Origin of the sequence: Halomonas heilongjiangensis, from assembly GCF_002879645.1 — a bacterium.
GTDB lineage: Bacteria > Pseudomonadota > Gammaproteobacteria > Pseudomonadales > Halomonadaceae > Halomonas > Halomonas heilongjiangensis.
Map to the genome: position 1 here is coordinate 1 of NZ_PNRE01000050.1, position 22,911 is coordinate 22,911.

At 69.2% G+C, this 22,911-nt stretch carries 20 protein-coding genes; 7 read left to right on the top strand and 13 right to left on the bottom strand.

The window, feature by feature from the left end; genetic code table 11:
- A partial coding sequence (locus C1H66_RS11420) for an NAD(P)H-hydrate epimerase (protein ID WP_102628008.1) occupies nt 1-703 on the bottom strand: 703 nt, incomplete at its 3' end.
- 120 nt (nt 704-823) lie between these two features.
- On the opposite strand from C1H66_RS11420, the gene queG reads away from it, so the two are divergent.
- The gene (gene queG / locus C1H66_RS11425; protein WP_102628009.1) at nt 824-1,930 is read left to right on the top strand and encodes a tRNA epoxyqueuosine(34) reductase QueG; all 1,107 of its coding nucleotides are present in this window, start codon (nt 824-826) and stop codon (nt 1,928-1,930) included.
- A 216-nt stretch (nt 1,931-2,146) separates the two neighbouring features.
- Here queG and orn read toward each other — a convergent pair whose 3' ends face one another.
- Entirely contained in the window at nt 2,147-2,740 is a 594-nt protein-coding gene (gene orn / locus C1H66_RS11430; protein ID WP_102628010.1) for an oligoribonuclease, read from the bottom strand.
- A 99-nt stretch (nt 2,741-2,839) separates the two neighbouring features.
- Here orn and rsgA point away from each other — a divergent pair, with 99 nt between their 5' ends.
- Genes rsgA through asd form a run of 3 tightly spaced genes read left to right on the top strand, consistent with a single transcriptional unit; the run spans nt 2,840 to nt 5,602 of the window.
- The gene (gene rsgA / locus C1H66_RS11435; RefSeq protein ID WP_102628011.1) at nt 2,840-3,859 is read left to right on the top strand and encodes a small ribosomal subunit biogenesis GTPase RsgA; all 1,020 of its coding nucleotides are present in this window, start codon (nt 2,840-2,842) and stop codon (nt 3,857-3,859) included.
- 49 nt (nt 3,860-3,908) lie between these two features.
- The gene (locus tag C1H66_RS11440) at nt 3,909-4,754 is read left to right on the top strand and encodes a sulfurtransferase (protein WP_102628012.1); all 846 of its coding nucleotides are present in this window, start codon (nt 3,909-3,911) and stop codon (nt 4,752-4,754) included.
- Nucleotides 4,754-5,602 carry an archaetidylserine decarboxylase gene (asd, locus tag C1H66_RS11445; protein ID WP_102628013.1) on the top strand — a complete coding sequence of 283 codons (849 nt, stop codon included), beginning with the start codon at nt 4,754-4,756 and terminating at the stop codon, nt 5,600-5,602. Before C1H66_RS11440 ends, asd begins: the two co-directional genes overlap by 1 nt.
- A 15-nt stretch (nt 5,603-5,617) precedes the next feature.
- Here the strand turns inward: asd and epmA are convergent, their stop codons facing one another.
- Entirely contained in the window at nt 5,618-6,592 is a 975-nt protein-coding gene (gene epmA / locus C1H66_RS11450) for an EF-P lysine aminoacylase EpmA (RefSeq protein WP_102628014.1), read from the bottom strand.
- Nucleotides 6,593-6,911: 319 nt separating this feature from the next.
- A complete protein-coding gene (efp, locus tag C1H66_RS11455) occupies nt 6,912-7,478 on the bottom strand; it encodes an elongation factor P (RefSeq protein ID WP_102628015.1) in 567 nt (188 codons plus the stop codon).
- A gap of 108 nt (nt 7,479-7,586) precedes the next feature.
- Here efp and epmB point away from each other — a divergent pair, with 108 nt between their 5' ends.
- The gene (gene epmB / locus C1H66_RS11460) at nt 7,587-8,624 is read left to right on the top strand and encodes an EF-P beta-lysylation protein EpmB (protein WP_102628016.1); all 1,038 of its coding nucleotides are present in this window, start codon (nt 7,587-7,589) and stop codon (nt 8,622-8,624) included.
- Nucleotides 8,625-8,766: 142 nt separating this feature from the next.
- On the opposite strand, the gene leuA is transcribed toward epmB, so the two are convergent.
- From leuA to pgi, 9 genes are all read right to left on the bottom strand, one after another.
- Nucleotides 8,767-10,482: a 2-isopropylmalate synthase gene (leuA, locus tag C1H66_RS11465; protein WP_102628017.1), complete on the bottom strand. Its 1,716-nt coding sequence runs from the start codon at nt 10,480-10,482 to the stop codon at nt 8,767-8,769.
- Nucleotides 10,483-10,815: 333 nt separating this feature from the next.
- Nucleotides 10,816-11,178: a protealysin inhibitor emfourin gene (locus C1H66_RS11470; RefSeq protein ID WP_146010715.1), complete on the bottom strand. Its 363-nt coding sequence runs from the start codon at nt 11,176-11,178 to the stop codon at nt 10,816-10,818.
- A complete protein-coding gene (locus C1H66_RS11475; protein ID WP_102628019.1) occupies nt 11,175-12,218 on the bottom strand; it encodes a M4 family metallopeptidase in 1,044 nt (347 codons plus the stop codon). Before C1H66_RS11475 ends, C1H66_RS11470 begins: the two co-directional genes overlap by 4 nt.
- An 86-nt stretch (nt 12,219-12,304) precedes the next feature.
- The gene (locus C1H66_RS11480; protein ID WP_102628020.1) at nt 12,305-13,138 is read right to left on the bottom strand and encodes an ion transporter; all 834 of its coding nucleotides are present in this window, start codon (nt 13,136-13,138) and stop codon (nt 12,305-12,307) included.
- Between the two features lie 4 nt (nt 13,139-13,142).
- Nucleotides 13,143-14,363: a phosphoserine phosphatase SerB gene (gene serB, locus C1H66_RS11485; RefSeq protein ID WP_102628021.1), complete on the bottom strand. Its 1,221-nt coding sequence runs from the start codon at nt 14,361-14,363 to the stop codon at nt 13,143-13,145.
- Entirely contained in the window at nt 14,360-16,612 is a 2,253-nt protein-coding gene (gene parC / locus C1H66_RS11490; RefSeq protein WP_102628022.1) for a DNA topoisomerase IV subunit A, read from the bottom strand. The genes serB and parC overlap by 4 nt, the downstream gene beginning before the upstream one ends.
- 214 nt (nt 16,613-16,826) lie before the next feature.
- Nucleotides 16,827-18,707, bottom strand: coding sequence for a DNA topoisomerase IV subunit B (parE, locus tag C1H66_RS11495; protein WP_102628023.1), 1,881 nt, complete (start codon nt 18,705-18,707; stop codon nt 16,827-16,829).
- Complete coding sequence (locus C1H66_RS11500; protein WP_102628024.1) at nt 18,704-19,342, bottom strand: YqiA/YcfP family alpha/beta fold hydrolase; 639 nt, start codon at nt 19,340-19,342, stop codon at nt 18,704-18,706. The genes parE and C1H66_RS11500 overlap by 4 nt, the downstream gene beginning before the upstream one ends.
- Before the next feature lie 28 nt (nt 19,343-19,370).
- Complete coding sequence (gene pgi / locus C1H66_RS11505) at nt 19,371-21,056, bottom strand: glucose-6-phosphate isomerase (RefSeq protein WP_102628025.1); 1,686 nt, start codon at nt 21,054-21,056, stop codon at nt 19,371-19,373.
- A gap of 87 nt (nt 21,057-21,143) precedes the next feature.
- Between pgi and cmoA the strand changes: the two genes are divergently transcribed.
- Together cmoA and cmoB are read left to right on the top strand one after the other, a co-directional pair.
- Nucleotides 21,144-21,914, top strand: a complete 771-nt coding sequence (gene cmoA / locus C1H66_RS11510) for a carboxy-S-adenosyl-L-methionine synthase CmoA (RefSeq protein WP_102628026.1) — start codon at nt 21,144-21,146, stop codon at nt 21,912-21,914.
- 1 nt (nt 21,915) lies between these two features.
- Entirely contained in the window at nt 21,916-22,908 is a 993-nt protein-coding gene (gene cmoB, locus C1H66_RS11515; protein ID WP_102628027.1) for a tRNA 5-methoxyuridine(34)/uridine 5-oxyacetic acid(34) synthase CmoB, read from the top strand.
- The last annotated feature ends 3 nt before the right edge of the window (nt 22,909-22,911 follow it).

Genomic DNA, 22,911 nt, shown 5'->3' on the forward strand with positions numbered 1-22,911 from the left:
CGGCATCGAGCAGCCGGGCCGCGGGCAGGAGGTCTGCCTGGGCCTCGGCATCGACGCCCAGGGAGCGGAAGTCCAGCTCGCCGACGTGGGCCGGCGCCGCCCCGGTATGCAGGCCGAGCTTGTCACCGATGAAGGTCACGGTGCGTGTCGCCCGCACCGCGACACCGAGCACCGCCCCGGTATCGGCATGCAGCCCGGAGGGAATATCGATGGCGAACACCGGCAGGCCGCTGTCGTTGACCGCGGCGATGGCGTCACGGATGTCGCCGCGCACCGCCCCGGTGAGGCCGGTGCCGAGCAGGGCATCGACGACCAGCTCGCCGCGCAGGGCCAGGCCAGGCCGCCAGGGCTCGGCATCCACGCCGGCGTCGCTCGCCATCTCGGCGGCGCGCCGGGCATCGCCGGTCAGGTCATCCACCGCCTTGAGCAGGATGCGCTGTACCCCCAGGCCCTCGGCGGCGGCCAGCGCCGCCAGCACATGGCCGTCGCCGCCGTTGTTGCCGCCGCCGCACAACACCGTGACCGTCCCGGCCCCCGGCCAGCGCGCCTTGAGGCTCTGCCAGGCGGCCATGGCCGCCCGCTGCATCAGGGCGAAGCCGTCCCCCCCCTCGGCAATGGTACGGTGATCGAGCTCTCGCACCTGCTCGGCCCGGTAGAGCGGGCGACCGCGACGCTCCCAGTGATCGAACGCCTCGATGGACATCCGGTGTCTCCCCTGAACGTGATGCTTTACCATGGAGTGTAAGTTCTTCACGCCTCGCGCCAAGCCCCCCGGGCGCAAAATGAGCGACGAGGCCTCTTCTTGCGTGGTTTTTACTCGATCATGAGTGCTCCGGCGCCGATTCCCGACACCCCGCCCGACCTCCAGGCCCTGGCCGACCGGATCAGGACCTGGGGACGCGAGCTCGGCTTCCAGCAGGTGGGCATCACCGACACCGACCTGGCCGAGGACGAGCAGCGCCTCGCGCGCTGGCTGGCCGCCGGCCACCACGGCGAGATGGGCTTCATGGCCAAGCACGGCACCAAGCGCACCCGCCCCGCCGAGCTGGTCCCCGGCACCCTCCGCGTGATCAGCGTGCGCCTCGACTACCTGCCCGCCGAGGTGGAGACCGCCAAGGTGCTCGGCGAGCCGTCGATCGCCTATGTCTCCCGCTACGCCACGGGGCGCGACTACCACAAGCTGATGCGCAAGCGCCTGGCCAGCCTGGCGCAGCGGATCGAGGCCGAGGCGGGGCCCTTCGGCTATCGCGCCTTCGTCGACTCCGCCCCGGTGATGGAACGGGCGCTGGCGCGCAAGGCGGGGCTCGGCTGGTTCGGCAAGAACGCCATGCTGCTCAACCCCAGGGCCGGTTCGCTGTTCTTCCTCGGCGAACTCTACACCGACCTGCCGCTGCCGGTGGACGAGCCCTTCGAGTCCGACCACTGCGGCAGCTGCAGCGCCTGTCGCAGCGCCTGCCCCACCGGGGCCATCGTCGAGGATCGGGTGGTCGACGCCCGGGCCTGCATCTCGTATCTCACCATCGAGCTGTTCGGCGCCATCCCCGAGCGCTACCGCGAGGCCATGGGCAACCGGGTGTTCGGCTGCGACGACTGCCAGCTGGTCTGCCCCTTCACCCGTTTCACCCGCGTGACCCGCGAGGCCGACTTCGCCCCCCGCCACGACCTGGACCGGGCCAGCCTGGTATCGCTGTTCGCCTGGGGCGAGGAGGAGTTCCTCGACAGGACCGCCGGCAGCCCCATCCGCCGCATCGGCTACGAACGCTGGCTGCGCAACCTGGCGGTGGGGCTCGGCAACGCCCCCTGGAGCGTGGCGGTGGAAGCCGCGCTGATGGCCCGCCTGCCCTACCCCTCCGACCTGGTGCGCGAGCATGTGCGTTGGGCGCTCGCCCGCCAGCGGCAGAAGCGCCGGGCGTTGATCGCCAGCACCTAGCGCCGCAGGATGATGTCCCTGCTCAAGAGCCTGTCGACCTGCTGCTGCGGTACCGGTCTTCCCATGTCGGCGGCATGGCCCCTTTGGGGTCAGACCCCAGCCAAGTCACGAAGCCCGTCATGGTGCGCCTTGCGAGCGGATTCGACGCCGCCGGGGTCTGACCCCAAGGGGACCGCCAGCGCTGGCAACCAACCGCTTGGCGCTGGCCCGAAGGGCCTACTCCTCCTCGTCGCGCTCCGTGCCCGCCAGTCGCAGGAAGGTAGCGCGGTAGTGCGCCAGCTCGGCGATCGACTCGCGGATATCGTCCAGCGCCAGGTGCACGTTGCGCTTGCTGAAGCCCGTCAGGGCGCCCGGGTTCCAGCGCCTGGCCAGTTCCTTCAGGGTCGAGACGTCGAGGTTGCGGTAGTGGAAGAATGCCAGCAGGTCGGGCATCTCGCGCTCCATGAAGCGACGATCCTGGTGCACGCTGTTGCCGCACATCGGCGAGCTGCCGGGCTCGACGTGCTCGCGCAGGAACTCGAGGGTGCGGCGCTCGGCCTCGACGGCGTCGATCCGGCTGGCCTTCACCCGCTCGACCAGGCCCGACTCGCCATGGGTCTTGCGGTTCCAGTCGTCCATGGCGGCGAGCAGCTCGTCGGACTGGTGCACGGCGATCACCGGCCCCTCGGCCACCAGGTTGAGGTCGTTGTCGGTGACCAGGGTGGCGATCTCGATGATGCGCTCGCGGTTCGGGTCGAGCCCGGTCATCTCCAGGTCGATCCACACCAGGCGCTGCGTGCGCGGGTCACGCTGTTCACTCGTCTCGGACATGCGAAGGGCTCCTTGCTGGGCGGCGCTGTGGCACGGCTGACGACAGCGGGCACCTCGGGTGAGTACAATACCCCCCATTGTACCGAGCTTCGGGCCCCCATGAGCAAACGCAAGTTGAGCCGCCAGCAGCGCTGGCGTATCGAGAAGATCCAGGCCGAGCGCGCCCGGCGCGCCGAGCAGCTCGATGCCCGGGATGCCGACAGGCTGGCCGCCGGGGAGTACGGCCCCGAGCAGCCGGGACGGGTGATCGCCCACTTCGGCCGCACCCTGGACGTCGGTCCCGAGGGCGAGGGCGATGCCGTGCGCTGCCACCTGCGCGCCAACCTCGAGGGGCTGGTCACCGGCGATCGCGTGATCTGGCGCGCCGCCCGGGACGGCAGTGGCGTGGTGGTGGCGCGAGCCGAGCGCGACAACGTGCTCGAGCGCCCCGACGCCCGCGGCCAGCTCAAGCCCGTGGCGGCCAACATCGACCAGATCCTGATCGTCTTCGCCGTGGAACCGGCACCCCACGCCAACCTGATCGACCGCTACCTGGTGGCCGCCGAGGCCACCGGCATCGCCCCGGTGCTGGTGCTCAACAAGATCGACCTGCTGCCGGAAGCCGGTGGCGAGCTGCGCGAATTGCTCGGCCGCTACGAGGCGCTGGGCTACCCGGTGGTGGCCACCACCACGGCGCGGGCGGATGGCCTCACGGCCCTGCTGGCCCGCCTGGACGGCCGCACTTCGGTGTTCGTCGGCCAGAGCGGGGTGGGCAAGTCCTCGTTGATCGACCGCCTGCTGCCCGACGAGGAACTCCGCATCGGGGCCCTGTCGAAGGACTCGCGCAAGGGCACCCATACCACCACCACCGCGCGCCTCTATCGGCTGCCCGCCTCCGATGGCGGCGAGCTGATCGACTCACCGGGGATCCGCGAGTTCGGCCTGGTCCATCTGGACGAGCAGCAGGTCACCGAGGGCTTCATCGAGTTTCGCGACCACCTGGGTCGCTGCCGCTTCCGCGACTGTCGCCACCGTCATGAGCCGGGGTGTGCCCTGCTGGCGGCCGTGGAGCGCGGCGAGATCCACCCCGAACGCTTTGCCAGCTATCGACGCATCGTCGACACTCTCGACGAGAGCTGAGACGACGTCGACGTCCCCCGAGTCGGGCCTGAAGGTAGGAGAGAGTGCCATGAGTTCCGAAGACAACCTGTTGCCGCTGATCGTCGAACCCGAGCGGCTCGCCGAGCACCTCGACGAGCCGTCGCTGCTGATCATCGACGTGCCGCTCAAGGCCGAGAGCCATGACCAGGGCCATGTGCCCGGCGCCGTCTTCCTGGATCATCGCCTGCTGCTGAGCGGCGAGGGCGAGGTGCCCTGCAAGGTGCCCGCCACCGACGCCCTCTCGCGGCTGTTCTCGTCGCTCGGCCTGACCCGCGACACCCATGTGGTGGCCTACGACGACGAGGGCGGCGGTTGGGCCGGGCGCCTGCTCTGGACCCTGGAGCTGATCGGCCACACCCGCTACTCCTACCTCAACGGCGGCATCCACGCCTGGCGGGAAGCCGGGCTGCCGGAGTCCACCACCCCCCATGTCCCCACGCCCAGCGAGTACGAGGCGGAGATCCTGCACCCCGAGGTGGCCATCGATCGCCTCGAGCTCCAGGAACGCCTGGGCGAGAAGGGCTTCGCCGTCTGGGACGCTCGCTCCCGGGCCGAATACGACGGCGAGAAGGGCGACAACCGGCATCTCGGCCATATCCCCGGGGCGGTGAACATGGAGTGGACCGACGCCATGGACCCTGAGCGCGCCCTGCGCATCCGTGACTACGCCGAGCTGATCACCACGCTCGAGGCCCTGGGCCTGACCCCGGACATGGAAGTCGTCACCCACTGCCAGACCCACCACCGCAGCGGCTTCACCTGGCTGGTGGGCCGGGCGCTGGGGTTCGAAAAGATCCGCGGCTACGCTGGCTCCTGGAAGGAGTGGGGCAACCGCGACGATACGCCGATCGAAAATAGGATGGACTTCCTCTAGTGCCCCTTTCCAGACTCTTCGCCCTGATCCAGTACCCCCTGCCCCACCACCTGCTCTCGCGGCTGGTGGGCCAGTTCGCCGACTGCCGCCTGCCGTGGCTGAAGAACGCCCTGATCCGTGCCTTCGTCAAGCAGTTCAAGGTCGACATGGCCGAGGCCACCGAGCCCGACCCGACCGCCCATGCCACCTTCAACGACTTCTTCACCCGTGAGCTCAAGCCGGATGCCCGCCCCATCGGTGAGGGGGTGGTCAGCCCCGCCGACGGCACCCTGTCGCAGTTCGGTGCCATCGAGGCCGGCCAGCTGTTCCAGGCCAAGGGGCACCGCTTCTCGGCCATGGAGCTCTTCGGCGGCGACGGCGAGGCGGCGAGGCGCTACCTGGGCGGCAGCTTCGCCACCGTCTATCTCTCGCCGAGCGACTACCACCGGGTGCACATGCCGCTGGCCGGCACCCTGACCGAGATGATCTATGTGCCGGGCCGGCTGTTCTCGGTGAACGCCGCCACCACCGAGCACGTGCCCAACCTGTTCGCCCGCAACGAGCGGCTGGTGTGCCACTTCGACACCGAATACGGGCCCATGGCGGTGGTACTGGTCGGCGCGATGATCGTCGCCGCCATCGAGACGGTGTGGGCCGGTCAGGTCACGCCGCTCTCGGGCGAGGTACGACGCATCCGTTTCGACACCCCGGTGCGCCTCGAGCGGGGCGAGGAGATGGGCCGCTTCAAGCTCGGCTCCACCGTGGTGATGGCCTTCGCCGAGCCGGCGACCTTCGCGGATGATCTCGCCCCCGGCGCCAAGGTGCGGATGGGCCAGTCGCTGGGGGCACTGCCCGGCAGCGATGCCTAGACCTAGCAGCGATACCTAGCAACGCGGCGTGGCGAAGGCCATCACCTCCGCCACGCTCGCCCTGCCCAGGGCCAACTGGATCAGCCGGTCGATGCCCAGGGCCACCCCGCTGCCGCCCGGCATGCCGTGCGCAAGCGCCGCCAGCAGACGCGCGTCGACGTCCACCTCGGGCAGGCCCAGCCGGCGGCGTTCGGCGTTGTCCTCGGCGAAGCGGGCGCGCTGCTCGGCGGCATCGGTGAGCTCGTCATAGCCGTTGGCGAGCTCCAGCCCGTCCAGGTAGACCTCGAAGCGCGACGCCACCCACTCGCCGTCCTCGGGGTCGCGGTGACGCCGGGCCAGGGCCGCCTGGCTCGCCGGGTAGTCGCCCACCACGTCCAGCCCGTCATGCCCCAGGGCCGGCTCGATGGCCAGGCTCATCAGCAGGTCCAGGCAGCTGTCGCGGGGGGCATCGCCCATCTCGAGTCCGCCCGCGTCACCGGCCAGCCGCTGCAGTTCGGCGAGCGGCGCCGCGAACGGGTCGAGGTTCAGGGTCTCGCGGAACAGCTCGCGGTAGCGGCGCCGGCGCAGCGGGCCGGGATCGCGCCCGAGCACCGTGCGAATCAGCCCCGCCGTCTCCTCGATCAACTCGTCGAGGGCGAACCCCGGCCGATACCACTCGAGCATGGTGAACTCGAGGTTGTGGCGCCGCCCCACCTCGCCGTCGCGGAAACTGCGCGCCAGCTGGAAGATGGGGCCGCTGCCCGCGGCCAGCAGCCGCTTCATGTGGAATTCCGGCGAGGTCTGCAGCCAGAGCCGCTCGCGGCCGGCCGGCGTGGTGGCCTCGACGGAGAGCGACGCCAGGTGCACGTCGGTGCTGCCGCCGTGGCCCAGCACCGGGGTCTCCACCTCGAGCACCCCGCGCGCGGCGAAGAAGGCCCGCACCCCGGCGAGCAGCCGGGCGCGCTCGCGCAGGGTCTCGATTGTCGCCGTGGGTTGCCAGTCGCTTGCCATAGCACCATCCTCTACCAACGCGAAGGCCACGCCGAAGCGTGGCCTTCAGGAGCCTAACGGAGCCGCGGCTTGCCCGGCGACAGACCGTCGCGGAGGCGCTGTGAACCCTTCCCTGGGCGCTACATTTGTCATCCCTGACAAATGACCTCCGCTTCGCCCTGTCCCCGGCGCCGCTTGGCCACTCCGATTCACCATCTCTTGCGGCCTCTCCGAACGATGCTCAGACAAGGCGAACCCCGGGTAAGGCGGCGGAGTTTAGCAGCGCTAAATGAGCAAGCCGTCCCGGGGTTCAACGCCGTATGAGCGAGTGCAGGAAGGCTTATGCTCGTGAAACGTACTCGCCGGAGCGCGTATCCACCTTCAACACCTCGCCCTGGTTGATGAACAGCGGCACGCGCACCACGGCGCCGGAGGAGAGGGTCGCCGGCTTGGAGCCGCCCTGGGCGGTATCGCCCTTGAGGCCGGGGTCGGTCTCGACCACTTCCAGCTCGATGAAGTTGGGCGGACTGACGCTGATGGCGTTGTCGTTCCACAGGGTCACGGTGTAGGGCACCTGCTCTTTGAGCCACTTCTCGGTGTCGCCCAGGGCCTTCTTCTCCACCGCATACTGCTCGAAGGAGCCGTCGGTCTTCATGAAGTGCCACATGTCGCCGTCGCTGTAGAGGTACTCCATCTCCAGGTCCATCACGTCGGCACCTTCGAGGGATTCGCCGGACTTGAAGGTCCGCTCCCAGACGCGGCCGGTGATCAGGTTGCGCAGCTTGACGCGGTTGAAGGCCTGCCCCTTGCCGGGCTTGACGAATTCGTTCTCGACGATCGTGCAGGGATCGCCGTCGAGCATCACCTTCAGACCGCCCTTGAATTCATTGGTAGAATAGTTCGCCATGATCTCTCACCCATGTTCGAACACGCCACCGGCACTGGCCGGCGGCGCGCCCAAGCAAACGAAGTTCGACGAGGGTTCGCCCCTCGCCCGCATTGACTGGTGTGCCGCATGATAACCCGAAGCCCCGCCCTTTTGCAGCGTCCCGACCGGGAGGTCCGGCCGCTGGCCATCGCCGCCTCCTGGCAGACCCAGCTATCCCGGGCGATCCGCGACCCGCGCGAGCTGTGCCGGCGCCTCGGCCTGGATGACGCCTGGCTGCCGGGCGCCGAGGCCGGGCATCGCCTCTTCGAGGTGCGGGTGCCGGAGGCCTATCTCGCCCGCATCCGCCCCGGCGACCCGAACGACCCGTTGCTGCGCCAGGTACTGCCGCTGGCCGCCGAGGGTTCCCCGGCCAGCGGCTTCGTCGAGGATCCCCTGGCCGAGGCCGACCACACCCCGGCGCCGGGGCTGATCCACAAGTACCAGGGTCGGGTGCTGCTGATCGCCAGCCCCGCCTGTGCGGTGAACTGCCGCTACTGCTTCCGCCGCCACTTCCCCTACGAGGAGAACTCGCCCTCCCGGGCCCAGTGGCAGCAGACGCTGGACCATCTGCGCGGGGACGCCTCGATACTGGAAGCGATCCTCTCCGGCGGCGACCCCCTGGCCGCCAGCGACCGCCGGCTCGCCTGGCTGGTGGCACGGCTCGAGGCCATCCCCCACCTGAAGCGGTTGCGCATTCACACCCGGCTGCCGGTGGTGATCCCCGACCGCATCGACGGCGCCCTGCTCGACTGGCTCGCGGCCACCCGATTGCAGAGGGTGATGGTGCTGCATATCAATCACCCCGGCGAGATCGACGACGCCGTGGTCGCTGCCTGTGAACGACTGAAGCAGATCGGCGTGACTCTGCTCAACCAGAGCGTGCTGCTGCGCGGGGTCAACGATGACGTCGACACCCTGGCCGCGCTCTCCGAGCGCCTCTTCGAGGCGGGGGTACTGCCCTACTACCTGCACGTGCTCGACCCCGTGGCCGGTGCCGCCCACTTCGACGTGCCGGATGACGAGGCCCGCGAGCTGGTCGCGGGCCTCAGAGAGGTGCTGCCGGGGTTCCTGATGCCACGGCTGGTGCGCGAGATCCCCGGCGAGGCCAGCAAGACGCCCCTGTAGCGCTGAGCTGCAAGCGCCAAGGTGAGCGGCGCCGGGGGCAGGCCGAAGCGGGGGTCCTATGCCAGGGATGGCATCGGTAGCGCCCAGGGACGGGTTTACAGCGCCCCCGCGAAGGCCTGTCGCCGGATCAACCGCGTTTCGCCTACTTCGCTACGGCCAGGCTTTCGGCGGTCACATTGGCCGCCGGCTCGGCGGTGGAGACATGGCGGTTGATGGCGCTCATCACCCCCTTCATGGAGGCGCTGGTGATGCTCTCGTCGGTTCCCACGCCGAACACCGCCTGTCCGTCGATGCGCACCTCCACGTAGGCGATCGCCTCGGCGTCGGCGCCCTGGCCGCGGGAGTGCTCGTGGTAGTCGATGATCTCGACGTCATGGCCGGCCGCCGCCAGGGCCTTGATGAAGGCCGCCAGCGGGCCGTTGCCCTCGCCGCGGATGACCCGGCGCTCGTCGTGCTCCACGATGGTCGCCTCCAGGCTCACCCGGGGACTGTCGGGCTCCGAGGAGAGACGATGACCGACCAGGGCATAGGGCTCGCGTCGCTCCAGGTACTCGTCGGCGAAGGCCTGGTAGATCATCTGCGAGGTGATCTCGCGCCCGGTGCGATCGGCGACCTCCTGTACCACCTGGCTGAACTCGATGGAGAGCCGGCGCGGCAGCTCGATGCCGTGCTCCTGCTCGAGCAGGTAGGAAACACCGCCCTTGCCCGACTGGCTGTTGACGCGGATCACCGCCTCGTAGCTGCGGCCCACGTCCATCGGGTCGATGGGCAGGTAGGGTACCTCCCACATGGCGTCGGGGTTGGCGCGGCGCTCTGCCATGCCCTTCTTGATGGCGTCCTGGTGGGAGCCGGAGAAGGCAGTGAACACCAGGTCGCCCACGTAGGGGTGGCGCGGATGCACGGGCAGCTGGTTGCAGTACTCCACCTCGCGCATGATCGGCGTGATGTTGGAGAAGTCGAGCCCCGGATGCACGCCCTGGGTGTAGAGGTTCATGGCCAGGGTGACGATATCGACGTTACCGGTACGCTCGCCGTTGCCGAACAGGGTGCCCTCGACGCGGTCGGCACCGGCCATCACGGTGAGTTCGGCGGCGGCCACGCCGGAGCCGCGGTCGTTGTGTGGATGCACGCTGACGATCAGGCTGTCGCGCCCCTTCACGTGGCGGCAGAACCATTCGACCTGGTCGGCATAATTGTTGGGGGTGGCCGCCTCCACGGTGGCCGGCAGGTTGACGATCATCGGCTTCTCGGCGGTGGCACCATAGGCCGCCATGACCGCCTCGACCACCTCCTTGGCGAAGTCCATCTCGGTGGTGGTGAACAGCTCCGGCGAGTACTGGAAGGTCCAGTTCGTCTCCGGCGCCTCCTCCATGCGGCTGCGGATCCGGGTGGTGGCATCCACGGCGATCTGGATGCACTCCTCCTTGCTGACGTTGAACACCACGCGGCGGAATACCGGATCGGTGGCGTTGTAGACGTGGACGATGGCGTTCTTCGCGCCTGCGAGCGCCTCGAAGGTACGGTCGATCAGGTGCGGTCGGGCCTGGGTCAGCACCTGGATGGTGACGTCATCGGGCACCTTGCCCTGCTCGATCAGCGCACGCACGAAGTCGAAGTCGGTCTGGGAGGCCGAGGGGAAGCCCACCTCGATCTCCTTGAAGCCGATCTTCACCAGCAGATCGAAGAAGCGCTGCTTGCGCTCATGGTCCATGGGGTCGATCAACGACTGGTTGCCGTCGCGCAGGTCGACGCTGCACCACAGCGGGGGCGTCTCGATGCGGCGGTTCGGCCACTGGCGATCCGGCAGATCGACAGCGACGAAGGGACGGTACTTGGCGGCGGGGTTGTCGAGCATCATGGTGGCATTCTCCCTGGGCTGGCGGCTCTGCTGTTCGGAGGTCGGGCGGCATTCAGAAACGACAACGCCCCGGATGCATCAAGCATACCGGGGCGCCGGGACACACAGCAAAGCGATTCACGCGGCCGACGACGACCGGGCGGGAACCGCGACTACTGCGGGCAACAATTCGGAAGGAAGACATTTCGACACCTCGACTGACCTGGACTGGAAAAAGCGATGCGCAGCGCATCACCCGGCACGATCAAAGGCCGGTTAGTAGTCGTAGGTCCAGGCTGAGGTGGCGAAATACAGTGTTCATGCTCCCTAGAAAATCAGCATACGGCCCCCTTGTCAAGCCGGGCCGGCATTCTCGCCTTCACCGGGTCCCGCCCCGGCACGGTGCCACCACTCGAGCAGCGCCTCCGGCGCGGCCTCCTCGGCCACCGTCAGCGCCCACACCACCGTGCCATCGTCGTCCTCCACGCTCAGATGCAGCAGGCGTCGATCGGCCCCCGTCCGCGTGGCATCGGAAGAGCGGGCCTGCGCCAGGGCGGTGAGCAGACGCTGCAGCTCGACACGCTGCGTCTCGCTGCACAGGGCGCAATGAATGCGCCGCGGCCGCACCAGCCCCGGAAAGTGCGCCACGCCCCCCTCGCGGCTGAGCCGCAGCACGCTGGCAGGCGTGAGGACCGGTGCCGCTCCGGGTGAGGTCATGGCAACACCCCGACGGTACGCCAGGCCTCGCGTACTGCCTCGGCTTCCCGGCTCGAGGCCCCGAAGCGCCGACCGGCGTTGTCCCGGGTCAGCTCGGCGAAGGCAGCGAAGTCGCTGTCGTGGGCCAGGCGGCTGTCGACCAGGGTGTCGTACCACACCGGCCCCGCGCCCTCCCAGGCATGCCCCCCCAGGGTCGTGGCGGCGAGATGGAAGGCACGGTTGGGGATCCCCGAATTGATATGCACGCCGCCGTTGTCCTCCCGGGTCTCGACGAAGTCATCCATGTGCCCCGGCTGGGGATCGCGACCCAACAGTGGGTCGTCGTAGGCCGTGCCGGGCTCCGCCATGGAGCGCAGGGCGCGTCCGGCGACCCGCTCGGTGAACAGCCCGGCCCCGATCAGCCAGTCGGCCTGGTCGACGCTCTGCTCATGGCGGTACTGCTTGACCAGGCTGCCGAACACATCCGACAGCGACTCGTTGAGCGCCCCGGCCTGGTGGGAATAGACCAGCCCCGCCTCGTACTGGATCACCCCGTGGGTCAGCTCATGGGCGATGATGTCGATGGCGATGGTGAAGCGGTTGAACAGCTCGCCATCGCCGTCGCCGAAGACCATCTGGTTGCCGTCCCAGAAGGCGTTCTCGTAATCCTGGCCATAGTGCACCGTGGCCAGTAGCGCCATGCCCCGGTCGTCGAGGGAGTGGCGCTGGAATACCTCCCAGAACAGCCGATAGGTCGCCCCCAGGCCGTGATAGGCCTCGTCGACGGCGGCATCCCCGCTGGCACCCTCCCCCTCCCCGCGTACCAGCCGACCGGGCAGGCGCTGCTGCCGGTCGGCGGAATGGACGTAGCGGGCCGGTTCGCCGCGCCGCGCGCTGCCCTGGGGCAGCGCCACGCCACCTGCCCGCGCGCGCAGGCCGTGATCGACGAGCAGGGTATGGCGGGCGCAGTCGCGAAGGCGGGGGCCACCCCCGCTGGCGATGCGCTCGAGCAGATACGGTGGTAGAAAGGTCAACGGCTTGCGGTGTCGCGAAGTGGTCATCCCTGTCCTCCTCGGGTACTCGGCCGGCCTCGGGCATCGAGGCCGGATGACTCCCAGTCAGGCCTGCCTCGCCTCAGAAGGTTCCATCAGCGATCCCGACGCTCCAGCAACGCCTCCATCCGCGAGAGCTGGTCGCGCAGCTCCCGCACGTCGCTGCGCAGGCCATGCAGCTCGGCGGCCTCCCCCGTACCGCTCTCGAGTTCGATCGCCAGGCTCTCCTTCTGCATCACGTCGAGCACGATGCCGATCATCATGTTGAGGAAGATGAAGGCGTTGAGGAAGATGAAGGTGAGGAAGTAGATCCAGGCGTAGGGGTAGTGCTCCATGGTCGGATAGAGCACCGCGGTGGCCCAGCTCTCGAAGGTGGCGACCTGGAACAGCGTCAGCATGGCCAGCGAGATGTTGCCCCACAGCTTCTCGTCGACGCTGGCGAACAGGAAGCTGCCGATGGCGCCGTAGATGTAGAAGATGATGAACATCAGCAGCACCACGTAGCCCATGCGCGGGATCGACTTGAACAGCGCGGCGATCAGCATGCGCAGCTCGGGGATCATCGATACCAGGCGCAGCACCCGGAAGATCCGCAGCAGGCGCGCCAGCAGCACCATCTCGGAGTCGTCCAGGGGGATCAGGCTGGCGGTGACGATCAGGAAGTCGAAGACGTTCCAGCCCCGCTTGAAGAAGTCGCGCAGGCGCTTCTCCGCCGCCATGCGGATCAGGATCTCCACCAGGAAGAAGATGGTCACCGCCGTGTCGAGCAGCAGCAGCCACTCCTGGAAGGGGCTGACCTCCTCCTCGTAGGTCTTGGCGCCGATCAGCAGGGCCGAGACGACGATGATGGTGATCACCGTCAGCTCGAAGGCCTTGTGGGCGCGCAGCCGCTCGAAGCGCCCGCGCCAGGTCTCGAAGGTGGTGCTCACGGCCCTACTCCTCCAGGTCCACCTGGCGGTAGCCGATCAGGTAGAGCACCGAATCGAGCCCCAGGGTGGAGATCGACTGGCGGGCCTGGCTGCGCACCAGCGGCTTGGCCCGGAAGGCGATGCCGAGCCCGGCGGCGGCCAGCATCTTGAGGTCGTTGGCGCCGTCACCCACGGCGATGGTCTGCTCCATGGCGAACCCCTCGCGCGCGGCGATCTCGCGCAGCAGCGCCGCCTTGCGGTCGGCGTCGAGGATCGGCTCCTTGACCTCGCCGGTCACCTTGCCGTTCTCGATCACCAGCTCGTTGGCATGGATCTCGTCGAAGCCGAGCCGCTGCTGCAGGTGACGGGCGAAGTAGGTGAAGCCCCCGGAGAGGATCGCGGTGCGGTAGCCCAGGCGCTTGAGCTGCGTCATCAGCCGCTCGACGCCGTCCATCAGCGGGAGCTCCTCGGCGATCTCGGCGAGCACCGACTCGTCGAGTCCCTTCAGCTTGCTCATGCGCTCGCGGAAGCTCTGCTGGAAGTCCAGCTCGCCGCGCATGGCGCGCTCGGTGACCGCGGCGACCTCGTCGCCGACGCCGTGACGCCGCGCGAGCTCGTCGATCACTTCGGTCTTGATCAGGGTCGAATCCATGTCGAAGCACACCAGGCGACGGTGGCGACGCCAGATGGAGTCCTCCTGGATGGCGATGTCGACGCCGTGCATGGCGCCCAGCGCCAGGGCCTTCTCGCGCAGGGCATCGAGGTCGACCTCCTCGCCGCGCAGCCAGCACTCCACGCAGGCACCGCTGATGAGCGCGTGTTCGTGGGGCACGCCGCCATCCAGCGGCTCGCGCCCCGAGAGGCGGTGGATCAGCTCCACGGTCAGGCCATGCTCGGCGGTCAGCGCGCCCACCTCGGCGAGGATCCCCGCCGGCAGGTGCGGCGCCAGCAGCGTCAGGATCAACCGCGGCTGGCTGGCGTGGGCACTCCAGCGCTGGTAGTCCTCGGCGCTGACCTGGATCGCCTGGACATCAAGCCCCAGGGCAGCGCCGGCGGCGGTGAGGGCGCCCTCCAGGTCGTTGTCCTGGCCGAGCCCCACCAGGGCCTCCAGGGAGAGCATGTCGAAGGTCACGCTCTGGTTGATGTCCAGCAGTCGGGCGCCGCTGGTCGCCAGCGCCTTGCCCAGGCCGGCCAGCTGGCCGGGACGCGCCGCGCCGGTGGCGCGGATCAGTACTCGTCGTGTCATTCATCACTCTCCAGCCGGTCGACCTTCTGCAGGCCACGGGGCAACTTGCTGCCGCGCCGGCCGCGTTCGCCACGATAGTAATCCAGATCGGCGGCCTTGAGGGTCAGGTGGCGCTTGCCGGCATGGATCACCAGCGAACCCCCGGCGGGCACCACCACCAGGCTGCGCACGAACTCCTCGCGCCGGGCGGCTCGCGCCCCCGGGATATCGATCATCTTGTTGCCCTTGCCCTTGGCCATCTCGGGCAGCTGCTCGAGGGGGAAGACCAGCAGCCGCCCCTCGTTGGAGACCGCGGCCACGCTGGCCCCCGCGTCCGCGGGTACCGCGCAGGGGGGCAGCACGTTGCAGCCCTTGGGCACGCTGAGCACCCCCTTGCCCGACTTGTTCTTGCCGACCAGTTCCTCGAGGCGGGCCACGAAGCCGTAACCGCCGTCGGAGGCGAGCAGGAAGCGCGCCGAGGGCGGCGCCAGCATCAGCCCCGCCATGTGCGCCCCGGCCACCACGTTGACCCGGCTGGTGACCGGCTCGCCCTGGCCACGGGCGCTGGGCAGGTTGTGGGCGGCCAGGGTATAGGCGCGCCCGGTGTCGTCGAGCAGCACCAGCGGCTGATTGGTCTTGCCCCGGGCGGCCAGGGCGAAGCGGTCGCCGGCCTTGTAGGAGAGCCCCGCGGGATCGATCTCGTGGCCGCGGGCCGCCCGGATCCAGCCCTTCTCGGAGAGCACCACGGTGACGGGATCGGCGCCGACCAGCTCGACCTCGGAGAGCGCCCGGGCCTCCTCGCGCTCGACGATCGGCGAACGGCGGGCGTCGCCGTACTCCTTGCCGGCGGCGCGCAGCTCCTCCTCGATCAGGTCGGTGAGCCTGGCCTCGCTGCCGAGCAGCGCCTCGAGGTGCTGGCGTTCGGCCTCGAGCTCGTCCTGCTCGCCGCGAATCTTCATCTCCTCGAGCTTGGCCAGGTGGCGCAGACGCAGCTCGAGGATCGCCTCGGCCTGGCGGTCGCTGAGCCCGAAGGCCGCCATCAGCGCGGGCTTGGGCTCGTCCTCCTCGCGGATGATGCGAATCACCTCGTCGATGTTGAGGTAGGCGACGAGCAGGCCCTCGAGGATATGCAGGCGATCCTGCACCTTGCCCAGGCGATGCTCGAGCCGTCGGCGCACGGTGGTGCGGCGGAAGCGCAACCACTCGCCGAGCAGCTCCGGCAGCGCCAGCACCCGCGGCCGGCCGTCGAGGCCGATCACGTTCATGTTGACGCGGATGTTCTTCTCGAGATCGGTGGTGGCGAAGAGGTGCGCCATCAGCGCCTCGATGTCGACGCGGTTGGAGCGCGGCTCGATCACCAGACGAGTCGGCTCCTCGTGGGTCGACTCGTCACGCAGGTCGGCCACCATGGGCAGCTTCTTGGCCTGCATCTGGGCGGCGATCTGCTCGAGCACCTTGGCGCCGCTGACCTGGTAGGGCAGCGCGGTGATCACGATGCTGCCCTCCTCCATGACGTAGCGGGCACGCAGCTTCACCGAACCACGACCACTCTCGTAGAGCCTGCGCAGGTCGGCCCGCGGCGTGATGATCTCGGCCTCGGTGGGGAAGTCCGGCGCCGGCAGGTACTGGCCGAGGTCCGCGGTGGTCGCCTCGGGGTGACGCAGCAGGTGGCAGGTGGCCTCGACCACCTCGTTCACGTTATGCGGCGGGATGTCGGTGGCCATGCCCACGGCGATGCCGGTACCGCCGTTGAGCAGCACATGGGGCAGGCGTGCCGGCAGCACCACCGGCTCGTTCATGGTGCCGTCGAAGTTGGGGGTCCAGTCGACGGTGCCCTGGCCGAGCTCGCTGAGCAGCACCTCGGCGAACTTCGACAGCCGCGCCTCGGTGTAGCGCATGGCGGCGAAGGACTTGGGATCGTCGGGGCTGCCCCAGTTGCCCTGGCCGTCGACCAGCGGGTAGCGGTAGCTGAACGGCTGGGCCATCAGCACCATCGCCTCGTAGCAGGCGCTGTCGCCGTGGGGGTGGAACTTGCCGAGCACGTCGCCGACGGTACGCGCCGACTTCTTGTACTTGGCGCTGGCGGAGAGCGCCAGTTCGCGCATGGCGTAGACGATGCGCCGCTGCACCGGCTTCATGCCGTCGCCGATGTGCGGCAGCGCCCGGTCGAGGATGACGTACATCGAATAGTCGAGGTACGCCTTCTCGGTGTACTCGCGCAGCGAGAGGCGCTCGACATCGCCCTCCGCCACCTGGATATCCATGGTCATCGATTGACCCCTTTCATGATTTCATGGCCGTTGCCGTGCTGCACCAGTGCCCATTCGATCCAACCGTCGCGGCCGCGCCTGTGGGGTCAGACCCCAGCCGTGTCGTCTCGGCCCGGCTCGTGAACCTTGCTGACGGCGGCGCCTCCGCCGGGGTCTGACCCCAAAGGCGACTCCGCCTGCCGGCGCCGCGCGTCTCGGCGCTTGCAGCTTGGCGCTATACCTCGATATCCGCCAGGTTGCCGTAGTCTTCCAGCCAGCTCTTGCGGTCGGCGGAGCGCTTCTTGGCCAGCAGCATGTCCATCATCTCCATGGTGCCGTCGCCGACCTCCCGGGTCAGTTGCACCAGGCGCCGCGTCTCGGGGGCCATGGTGGTCTCGCGCAGCTGCAGCGGACTCATCTCGCCCAGGCCCTTGAAGCGCTGGACGTTGGGCGTGCCGCGCTTGCCCTCGAGCTTGCGCAGGGTCGCCGCCTTCTCGCTCTCGTCCAGGGCGTAGTGCACTTCCTTGCCGAGATCGATGCGGTAGAGCGGCGGCATGGCGACGTAGACATGGCCGGCGTCCACCAGCGCCGGGAAGTGGCGCACGAAGAGCGCGCACAGCAGGGTGGCGATGTGCAGCCCGTCGGAATCGGCGTCGGCGAGGATGCAGACGCGGTGGTAGCGCAGCTTGGAGAGATCGTCGCTGCCCGGGTCCATGCCGATCGCCACGGCGATGTCGTGGACCTCCTGGGAGCCGTAGATGTCGTGGGCCTCCACCTCCCAGGTGTTGAGGATCTTGCCACGCAGCGGCAGGATCGCCTGGGTCTCGCGGTTGCGTGCCTGCTTGGCGCTGCCGCCGGCCGAGTCGCCCTCCACCAGGAACAGCTCGCTGCCGGCCGGGTCCTGGCCCGAGCAGTCGGCCAGCTTGCCGGGCAGCGCCGGCCCCGAGGTGACCTTCTTGCGCGCCACCTTCCTGGCGCTCTTCTGGCGGCGCTGGGCGGCGCTGATCACCAGCTCGGCCAGCGCCTCGGCCTGGTCGACATGATGGTTCAGCCACAGCGAGAAGGCGTCCTTGACCACCCCGGAGACGAACCCGGCCACGGTGCGCGACGACAGCCGCTCCTTGGTCTGGCCGGCGAACTGGGGATCGAGCATCTTCACCGAGAGCACGTAGGCGACCCGCTCCCAGAGGTCCTCGGCGGTGAGCTTGACGCCCCGGGGCAGCAGGCTGCGGTACTCGCAGAATTCGCGCAGGGCCTCGAGCAGGCCGGCGCGCAGGCCGTTGACGTGGGTGCCGCCCTGGGGAGTGGGGATCAGGTTGACGTAGCTCTCCAGCAGCGGCTCGCCGCCCTCGGGCAGCCACTGGATCGCCCAGTCCACCCCCTGCTCGTCGTCGGCGAAGTGACCGACGAAGGGCGAGGCCGGCAGCACCTCATAGCCGTCGGTGGCCTGGGCCAGGTAGTCGCGCAGGCCATCCTCGTACTGCCAGACGCTCTCGCCGCCATCGGTCTCGACCAGCACCACCCTGAGCCCCGGGCAGAGCACCGCCTTGGCCCGCAACAGGTGCTTCAGGCGGCCCAGCGACAGCTTCGGGCTGTCGAAGTAGCTCGCCTCGGGCCAGAAGCGCACCACGGTCCCCCGGGCACGCCTGGCGCAGCTGCCGATCACCGCCAACGGGGAGGCCAGTTCGCCGTGCTCGAAGGCCATGGCGTGGCGGTTGCCGTCGCGCAGCACCTCCACCTCGAGGCGCTTCGACAGGGCGTTGACCACCGATACCCCCACGCCGTGCAGGCCGCCGGAGAAGCGGTAGCTCGACTGGGAGAACTTGCCGCCGGCATGCAGCCGGGTGAGGATCAGCTCGACCCCGGACACGCCGTGTTCCGGGTGGATGTCGATGGGCATGCCGCGGCCGTCGTCGGTGACCTCGATGCCGCCATCCTCGAACAGCCGGACCGTGATCTCCTGGGCATGGCCGGCCAGCGCCTCGTCGACGCTGTTGTCGATGACCTCCTGGACCAGGTGGTTGGGGCGGCTGGTGTCGGTATACATGCCGGGGCGCTTGCGCACCGGTTCGAGGCCGGAAAGCACTTCGATGGAGCTGGCACTGTATTGCGTCATGCGTCGTCCACATCCTGATGGGTGATGCACCCGGGGGCCAACGAATGGCCGCCGTGGGCGAAGATCGCCGGCAGATAGTCGGCCAGCGCCGTGAAGCCGTGGTCCCCCCCGGGGTGAAGAATGGTCCGTGCGCCACGATAGAAGGCGAAGGTGTCGGCCGGGTCCAGGGTCTCGTCGGCACTGCCCAGCAGCAGCAGGTAGCGCCCCGGCGTGACACCCCGCGGGGTGAGCGCCTCGAGCTCCTCGAGATGGATGGCCTCGACGCAGAAGCGCTCGCCGGTATACTCGTTGACGAAGGCCTCGCCGACCCAGTCGGTCACCAGCCGGGCCGGGCCCACCGCCGGGTTGATCAGCACCGCCGGCAGGTCGTGGCGCTCGGCGACCAGCGTCGCCAGGAAGCCCCCCATGGAGCTGCCCGCGACCAGCGGGTGCGGCCCCACCCCCTCGAGCAGCGACTCGGCCAGCCGCAGGGCCGCGCGCGGCCGGTGGGGCAACTGCGGTGTCGCGCAGGGCAGCCCCAGGACGGCGCAGGCGGAGCGCATCAGTGCCGCCTTGGGCGAGCCGCTGCCACTGTTGAAACCGTGCAGGTAGAGCACACCACTGACCGCCGGCTCGTGCAGGGCCGCACTCAGCATACCGCAACCCCTGTACAAACAGCCAGCCTCATCGCGAATCGGTCTCCGCCGCCCGCTCTGCCGCCCAGACGGCCTCGATCAGCGCGCGGGTGGATTCATCCATGGCCTCGAGGCCCTGACGGCTCTCGAGGATGCGCTGGGTCTCGCCGGCGATCTTCTTGCCCAGCTCCACCCCCCACTGGTCGAAGGGGTTGATCTCCCAGATCGTCGCCTGGACGAACACCTTGTGCTCGTAGAGGGCGATCAATGCCCCCAGCGTCGCCGGCGTCAGCCGATCGAGCAGCACCGTGCTCGAGGGCTGGTTGCCGCGATAGCGCTTGTGGCCGGGGCGCGGGCCAGCGTCGTCGATGGCGTCGTCGCCGAGCATCAGCACCCGCGACTGGGCGAAGCAGTTGGCGAGCGTCAGGCGGTGCTGGCTCATCAGGTGATCGCGGGTCGCCTCGTCGGTCACGTCGTCGTAGCGCACCAGGGGCGCGATGAAGTCGCACTCCACCGCCTGGGTGCCCTGATGCAGCAGCTGGTAGAAGGCGTGTTGGGCGTTGGGACCGAGCTGCCCCCACAGCACCGGGCAGGTCGAGTAGCCCACCTCGCGGCCGTCGTGGGTCACCGACTTGCCGTTGGACTCCATCTCGAGCTGTTCGAGGTAGGCGGCGAAGTACTCCAGGCGGCCGTCATAGGGCAGGATGGAATGGGCGCGGATATCCAGGAAGTTGACGTTCCAGATCCCCGCCAGGGCCAGCAGCACCGGCAGGTTGTCGGCCAGCGCCGCCTCGCGGAAGTGACGGTCCATGGCGTGGGCCCCGGCGAGCAGCTCGCGGAAGTTGTCCATGCCGACCACCAGGGCGATGGGCAGGCCGATGCCGCCCCACAGCGAGTAGCGCCCGCCGACCCACTCCCAGAACTCCAGCTGGTGATCCGGCGCGATGCCCCAGTCGTTCATCTTCTCGGGGCTCGCCGAGACACCGATGAAGTGCTGGCGCATCACCAGCCCGTCGTCGACACCCTCCTCCTGGCCCAGGCGCGACATCAGCCAGTCCCGGGCGGTACGAGCATTGGAGAGGGTATCGATGGTGGTGAACGACTTCGACGAGAGCACGAACAGGGTGGTCTCGGGGTTGAGGCGGGCCAGGTAGTCGGCCAGTTGGGAGCCGTCCATGGTCGAGGCGAAGTGCACCTCGATGCGGTGCACGTCGTCTGGCCGGTAGTCGGCCAGGGCGTGGGTCACCATCAGCGGGCCGAGATCGGAGCCGCCGACCCCCAGGTTGACGACGTTGCGGATCGCCTTGCCGGTGGCGCCGCGCCACTGGCCGGCATGGAAGCGCTCGACCATGGTCGCCATGTGGTCGAGGGTGGCGTGCACCCCGGGCACCAGGTCCTCGCCCTCCACCACCAGCGACGCCTCCGCCGGCAGGCGCAGGGCGGTATGCAGCGCCGGACGATCCTCGCTCACGTTGACCCGCTCGCCCTCGAGCAGGGCGCGGATCGCCTCGGGCAGGCCGGCCTCCCGCGCCAGGTCCAGCAGCAGGCCGAAGGTCTCGTCGGACCAGCGCTGCTTGGAGAGATCCAGGGTCAACCCCGCCGCATGGCGGGTATAGGCCGCCTGGCGACCGGGCGCGCCGGCGAAGAGGTCGCGCAGGTGCGCGCCGCGCATGGCGTCGGCATGAGCGGTCAGGGCGCGCCAGGCGCCTCGCTGGTCGATCGACGTATGGGTCATGGTTTCCTCCTGGACATCCTGTCGTGCAGCCGAGGCGCGTGAGACGTAGAATGGGCGTCCTTTTCCGCACGATTTCCGGCTTGGCCCATGAGTGACGCATCTTACCGTGACGCGATCTTTTCGACACCCCTCGATCGGATGGCGCGCTTCTCCTTCGACGAGCAGGTCGTGGCCTGCTTCCCCGACATGATCCGTCGTTCGGTACCGGGCTACGGCCAGATACTCGGCATGCTGGGACTGATCGCCCGGCGCCACCTGCGTCACGGCGCCCACGTCTACGACCTGGGCTGTTCGCTGGGGGCCGGCGGCCTGGCGCTGGCCGGCCAGTTGCCACCGGACGCCTTCCACTACACCGGGGTGGACCTCTCGCCGGCCATGGTGGCCCGGGCCCGGGAGACCCTGGCCGCGGAGTGCCCGGAGCACGCCGTCGAGATCGTCGAAGGCGATATCCGCGAGCTCGACTACCGCCCCTCGGGGATGATCGTGCTCGACTTCACCCTGCAGTTCCTCGCCCCGGGGGATCGTGACGCCGTGATCGACAAGCTGTTCGCCGCCCTGGAGCCCGGTGGCGTGCTGGTGCTCTCGGAGAAGGTCAAGGCCGACGACGAGCAGGAGAACGCCTGGCTGGTGGAGCGCTATCACGACTTCAAGCGCGCCAACGGCTACAGCGAGCTGGAGATCAGCCAGAAGCGTACGGCGCTGGAGAACGTGCTGGTGCCCGATACCCTGGCGGCCCATCACGAGCGACTGGCCCGTGCGGGCTTCTCCCGCTCGCAGACCTGGTTCCAGTTCCTGAATTTCGCTTCGCTGATCGCGTTCAAGGAGGTCAGTAGCAGCCCCGGCGAGAGCGCGCGCTGACATGCCGATTGCTCCCGAGCACCGCGAGCTCTACCGAGCCTTCCTCGCCCAGGGGCTCGACACCTGGCTGGCCCGCCTCCCCGAGCAGTTGGCTCGCGGGCTGGACCGAAGCCGCTACGGCGACCTGCCCGCCTGGGAGAAGGCGGTGGCCAAGCTGCCCGCCCTCCCCGAGGCCCGCGAGGTGGCGCTGGACGGCGACACCGTCAGCGTCGACCTGGCGCTGACCGGCAGCCAACGCCGCCAGTGCGAGAACCTGCTGCGCAAGCTCGCGCCCTGGCGCAAGGGGCCCTTCCGCCTGGGGGGCATCCACATCGATACCGAGTGGCGCTCGGACTGGAAGTGGCGGCGCGTCGCCCCGCACCTGGCGAGCCTCGCCGGTCGGCGGGTGCTCGACGTGGGCGGCGGTAGCGGCTACCACGCCTGGCGCATGGCGGGCGCCGGCGCCGCCTTCGTGCTGGTGATCGACCCCTCGCCGCGCTTCTTCTGGCAATTCCGGGCGGTGCGCCACTTCGTCGGCGACGCCGACGGCGGGCGCACCCACTTCCTGCCGGTGGGCATCGAGGAGGTGCCCGAGGGACTCGCCTTCTTCGACACGGTGTTCTCCATGGGGGTGCTCTACCACCGCCCCTCGCCGCTGGAGCACCTGCTGCAGCTCAGGGAGGCCCTGCGCCCGGGCGGCGAGCTGGTGCTCGAGACCCTGGTGGTCGAGGGCGACGCGACCAGCGTGCTGCTGCCCGGCGAGCGCTACGCCGCCATGCCCAACGTCTACTTCCTGCCGTCGTCGGCCGCGCTCTGCCGGTGGCTAGAGCGCTGCGGGTTCGACAAGGTGCGCGTGGTGGACGAAGCGGTGACCACCACCGACGAGCAGCGTGCCACCGACTGGATGACCTTCCAGTCGCTGGCCGATTTCCTCGATCCGAACGACCCGAGCAGGACCCGCGAGGGCTACCCGGCGCCGCGGCGGGCGGTGGTGATGGCCCAGAGAGCGAAGTGAACG

Bases quoted from the DNA above. Each gene is read 5' to 3' on its own strand.
- queG (WP_102628009.1), top strand. From the start codon at position 824: ATGAGTGCTCCGGCGCCGATTCCCGACACCCCGCCCGACCTCCAGGCC.
- orn (WP_102628010.1), bottom strand. From the start codon at position 2,740: ATGTCCGAGACGAGTGAACAGCGTGACCCGCGCACGCAGCGCCTGGTG.
- rsgA (WP_102628011.1), top strand. From the start codon at position 2,840: ATGAGCAAACGCAAGTTGAGCCGCCAGCAGCGCTGGCGTATCGAGAAG.
- C1H66_RS11440 (WP_102628012.1), top strand. From the start codon at position 3,909: ATGAGTTCCGAAGACAACCTGTTGCCGCTGATCGTCGAACCCGAGCGG.
- epmA (WP_102628014.1), bottom strand. From the start codon at position 6,592: ATGGCAAGCGACTGGCAACCCACGGCGACAATCGAGACCCTGCGCGAG.
- efp (WP_102628015.1), bottom strand. From the start codon at position 7,478: ATGGCGAACTATTCTACCAATGAATTCAAGGGCGGTCTGAAGGTGATG.
- epmB (WP_102628016.1), top strand. From the start codon at position 7,587: ATGATAACCCGAAGCCCCGCCCTTTTGCAGCGTCCCGACCGGGAGGTC.
- leuA (WP_102628017.1), bottom strand. From the start codon at position 10,482: ATGATGCTCGACAACCCCGCCGCCAAGTACCGTCCCTTCGTCGCTGTC.
- C1H66_RS11470 (WP_146010715.1), bottom strand. From the start codon at position 11,178: ATGACCTCACCCGGAGCGGCACCGGTCCTCACGCCTGCCAGCGTGCTG.
- C1H66_RS11475 (WP_102628019.1), bottom strand. From the start codon at position 12,218: ATGACCACTTCGCGACACCGCAAGCCGTTGACCTTTCTACCACCGTAT.
- serB (WP_102628021.1), bottom strand. From the start codon at position 14,363: ATGACACGACGAGTACTGATCCGCGCCACCGGCGCGGCGCGTCCCGGC.
- parC (WP_102628022.1), bottom strand. From the start codon at position 16,612: ATGACCATGGATATCCAGGTGGCGGAGGGCGATGTCGAGCGCCTCTCG.
- parE (WP_102628023.1), bottom strand. From the start codon at position 18,707: ATGACGCAATACAGTGCCAGCTCCATCGAAGTGCTTTCCGGCCTCGAA.
- C1H66_RS11500 (WP_102628024.1), bottom strand. From the start codon at position 19,342: ATGCTGAGTGCGGCCCTGCACGAGCCGGCGGTCAGTGGTGTGCTCTAC.
- pgi (WP_102628025.1), bottom strand. From the start codon at position 21,056: ATGACCCATACGTCGATCGACCAGCGAGGCGCCTGGCGCGCCCTGACC.
- cmoA (WP_102628026.1), top strand. From the start codon at position 21,144: ATGAGTGACGCATCTTACCGTGACGCGATCTTTTCGACACCCCTCGAT.
- cmoB (WP_102628027.1), top strand. From the start codon at position 21,916: ATGCCGATTGCTCCCGAGCACCGCGAGCTCTACCGAGCCTTCCTCGCC.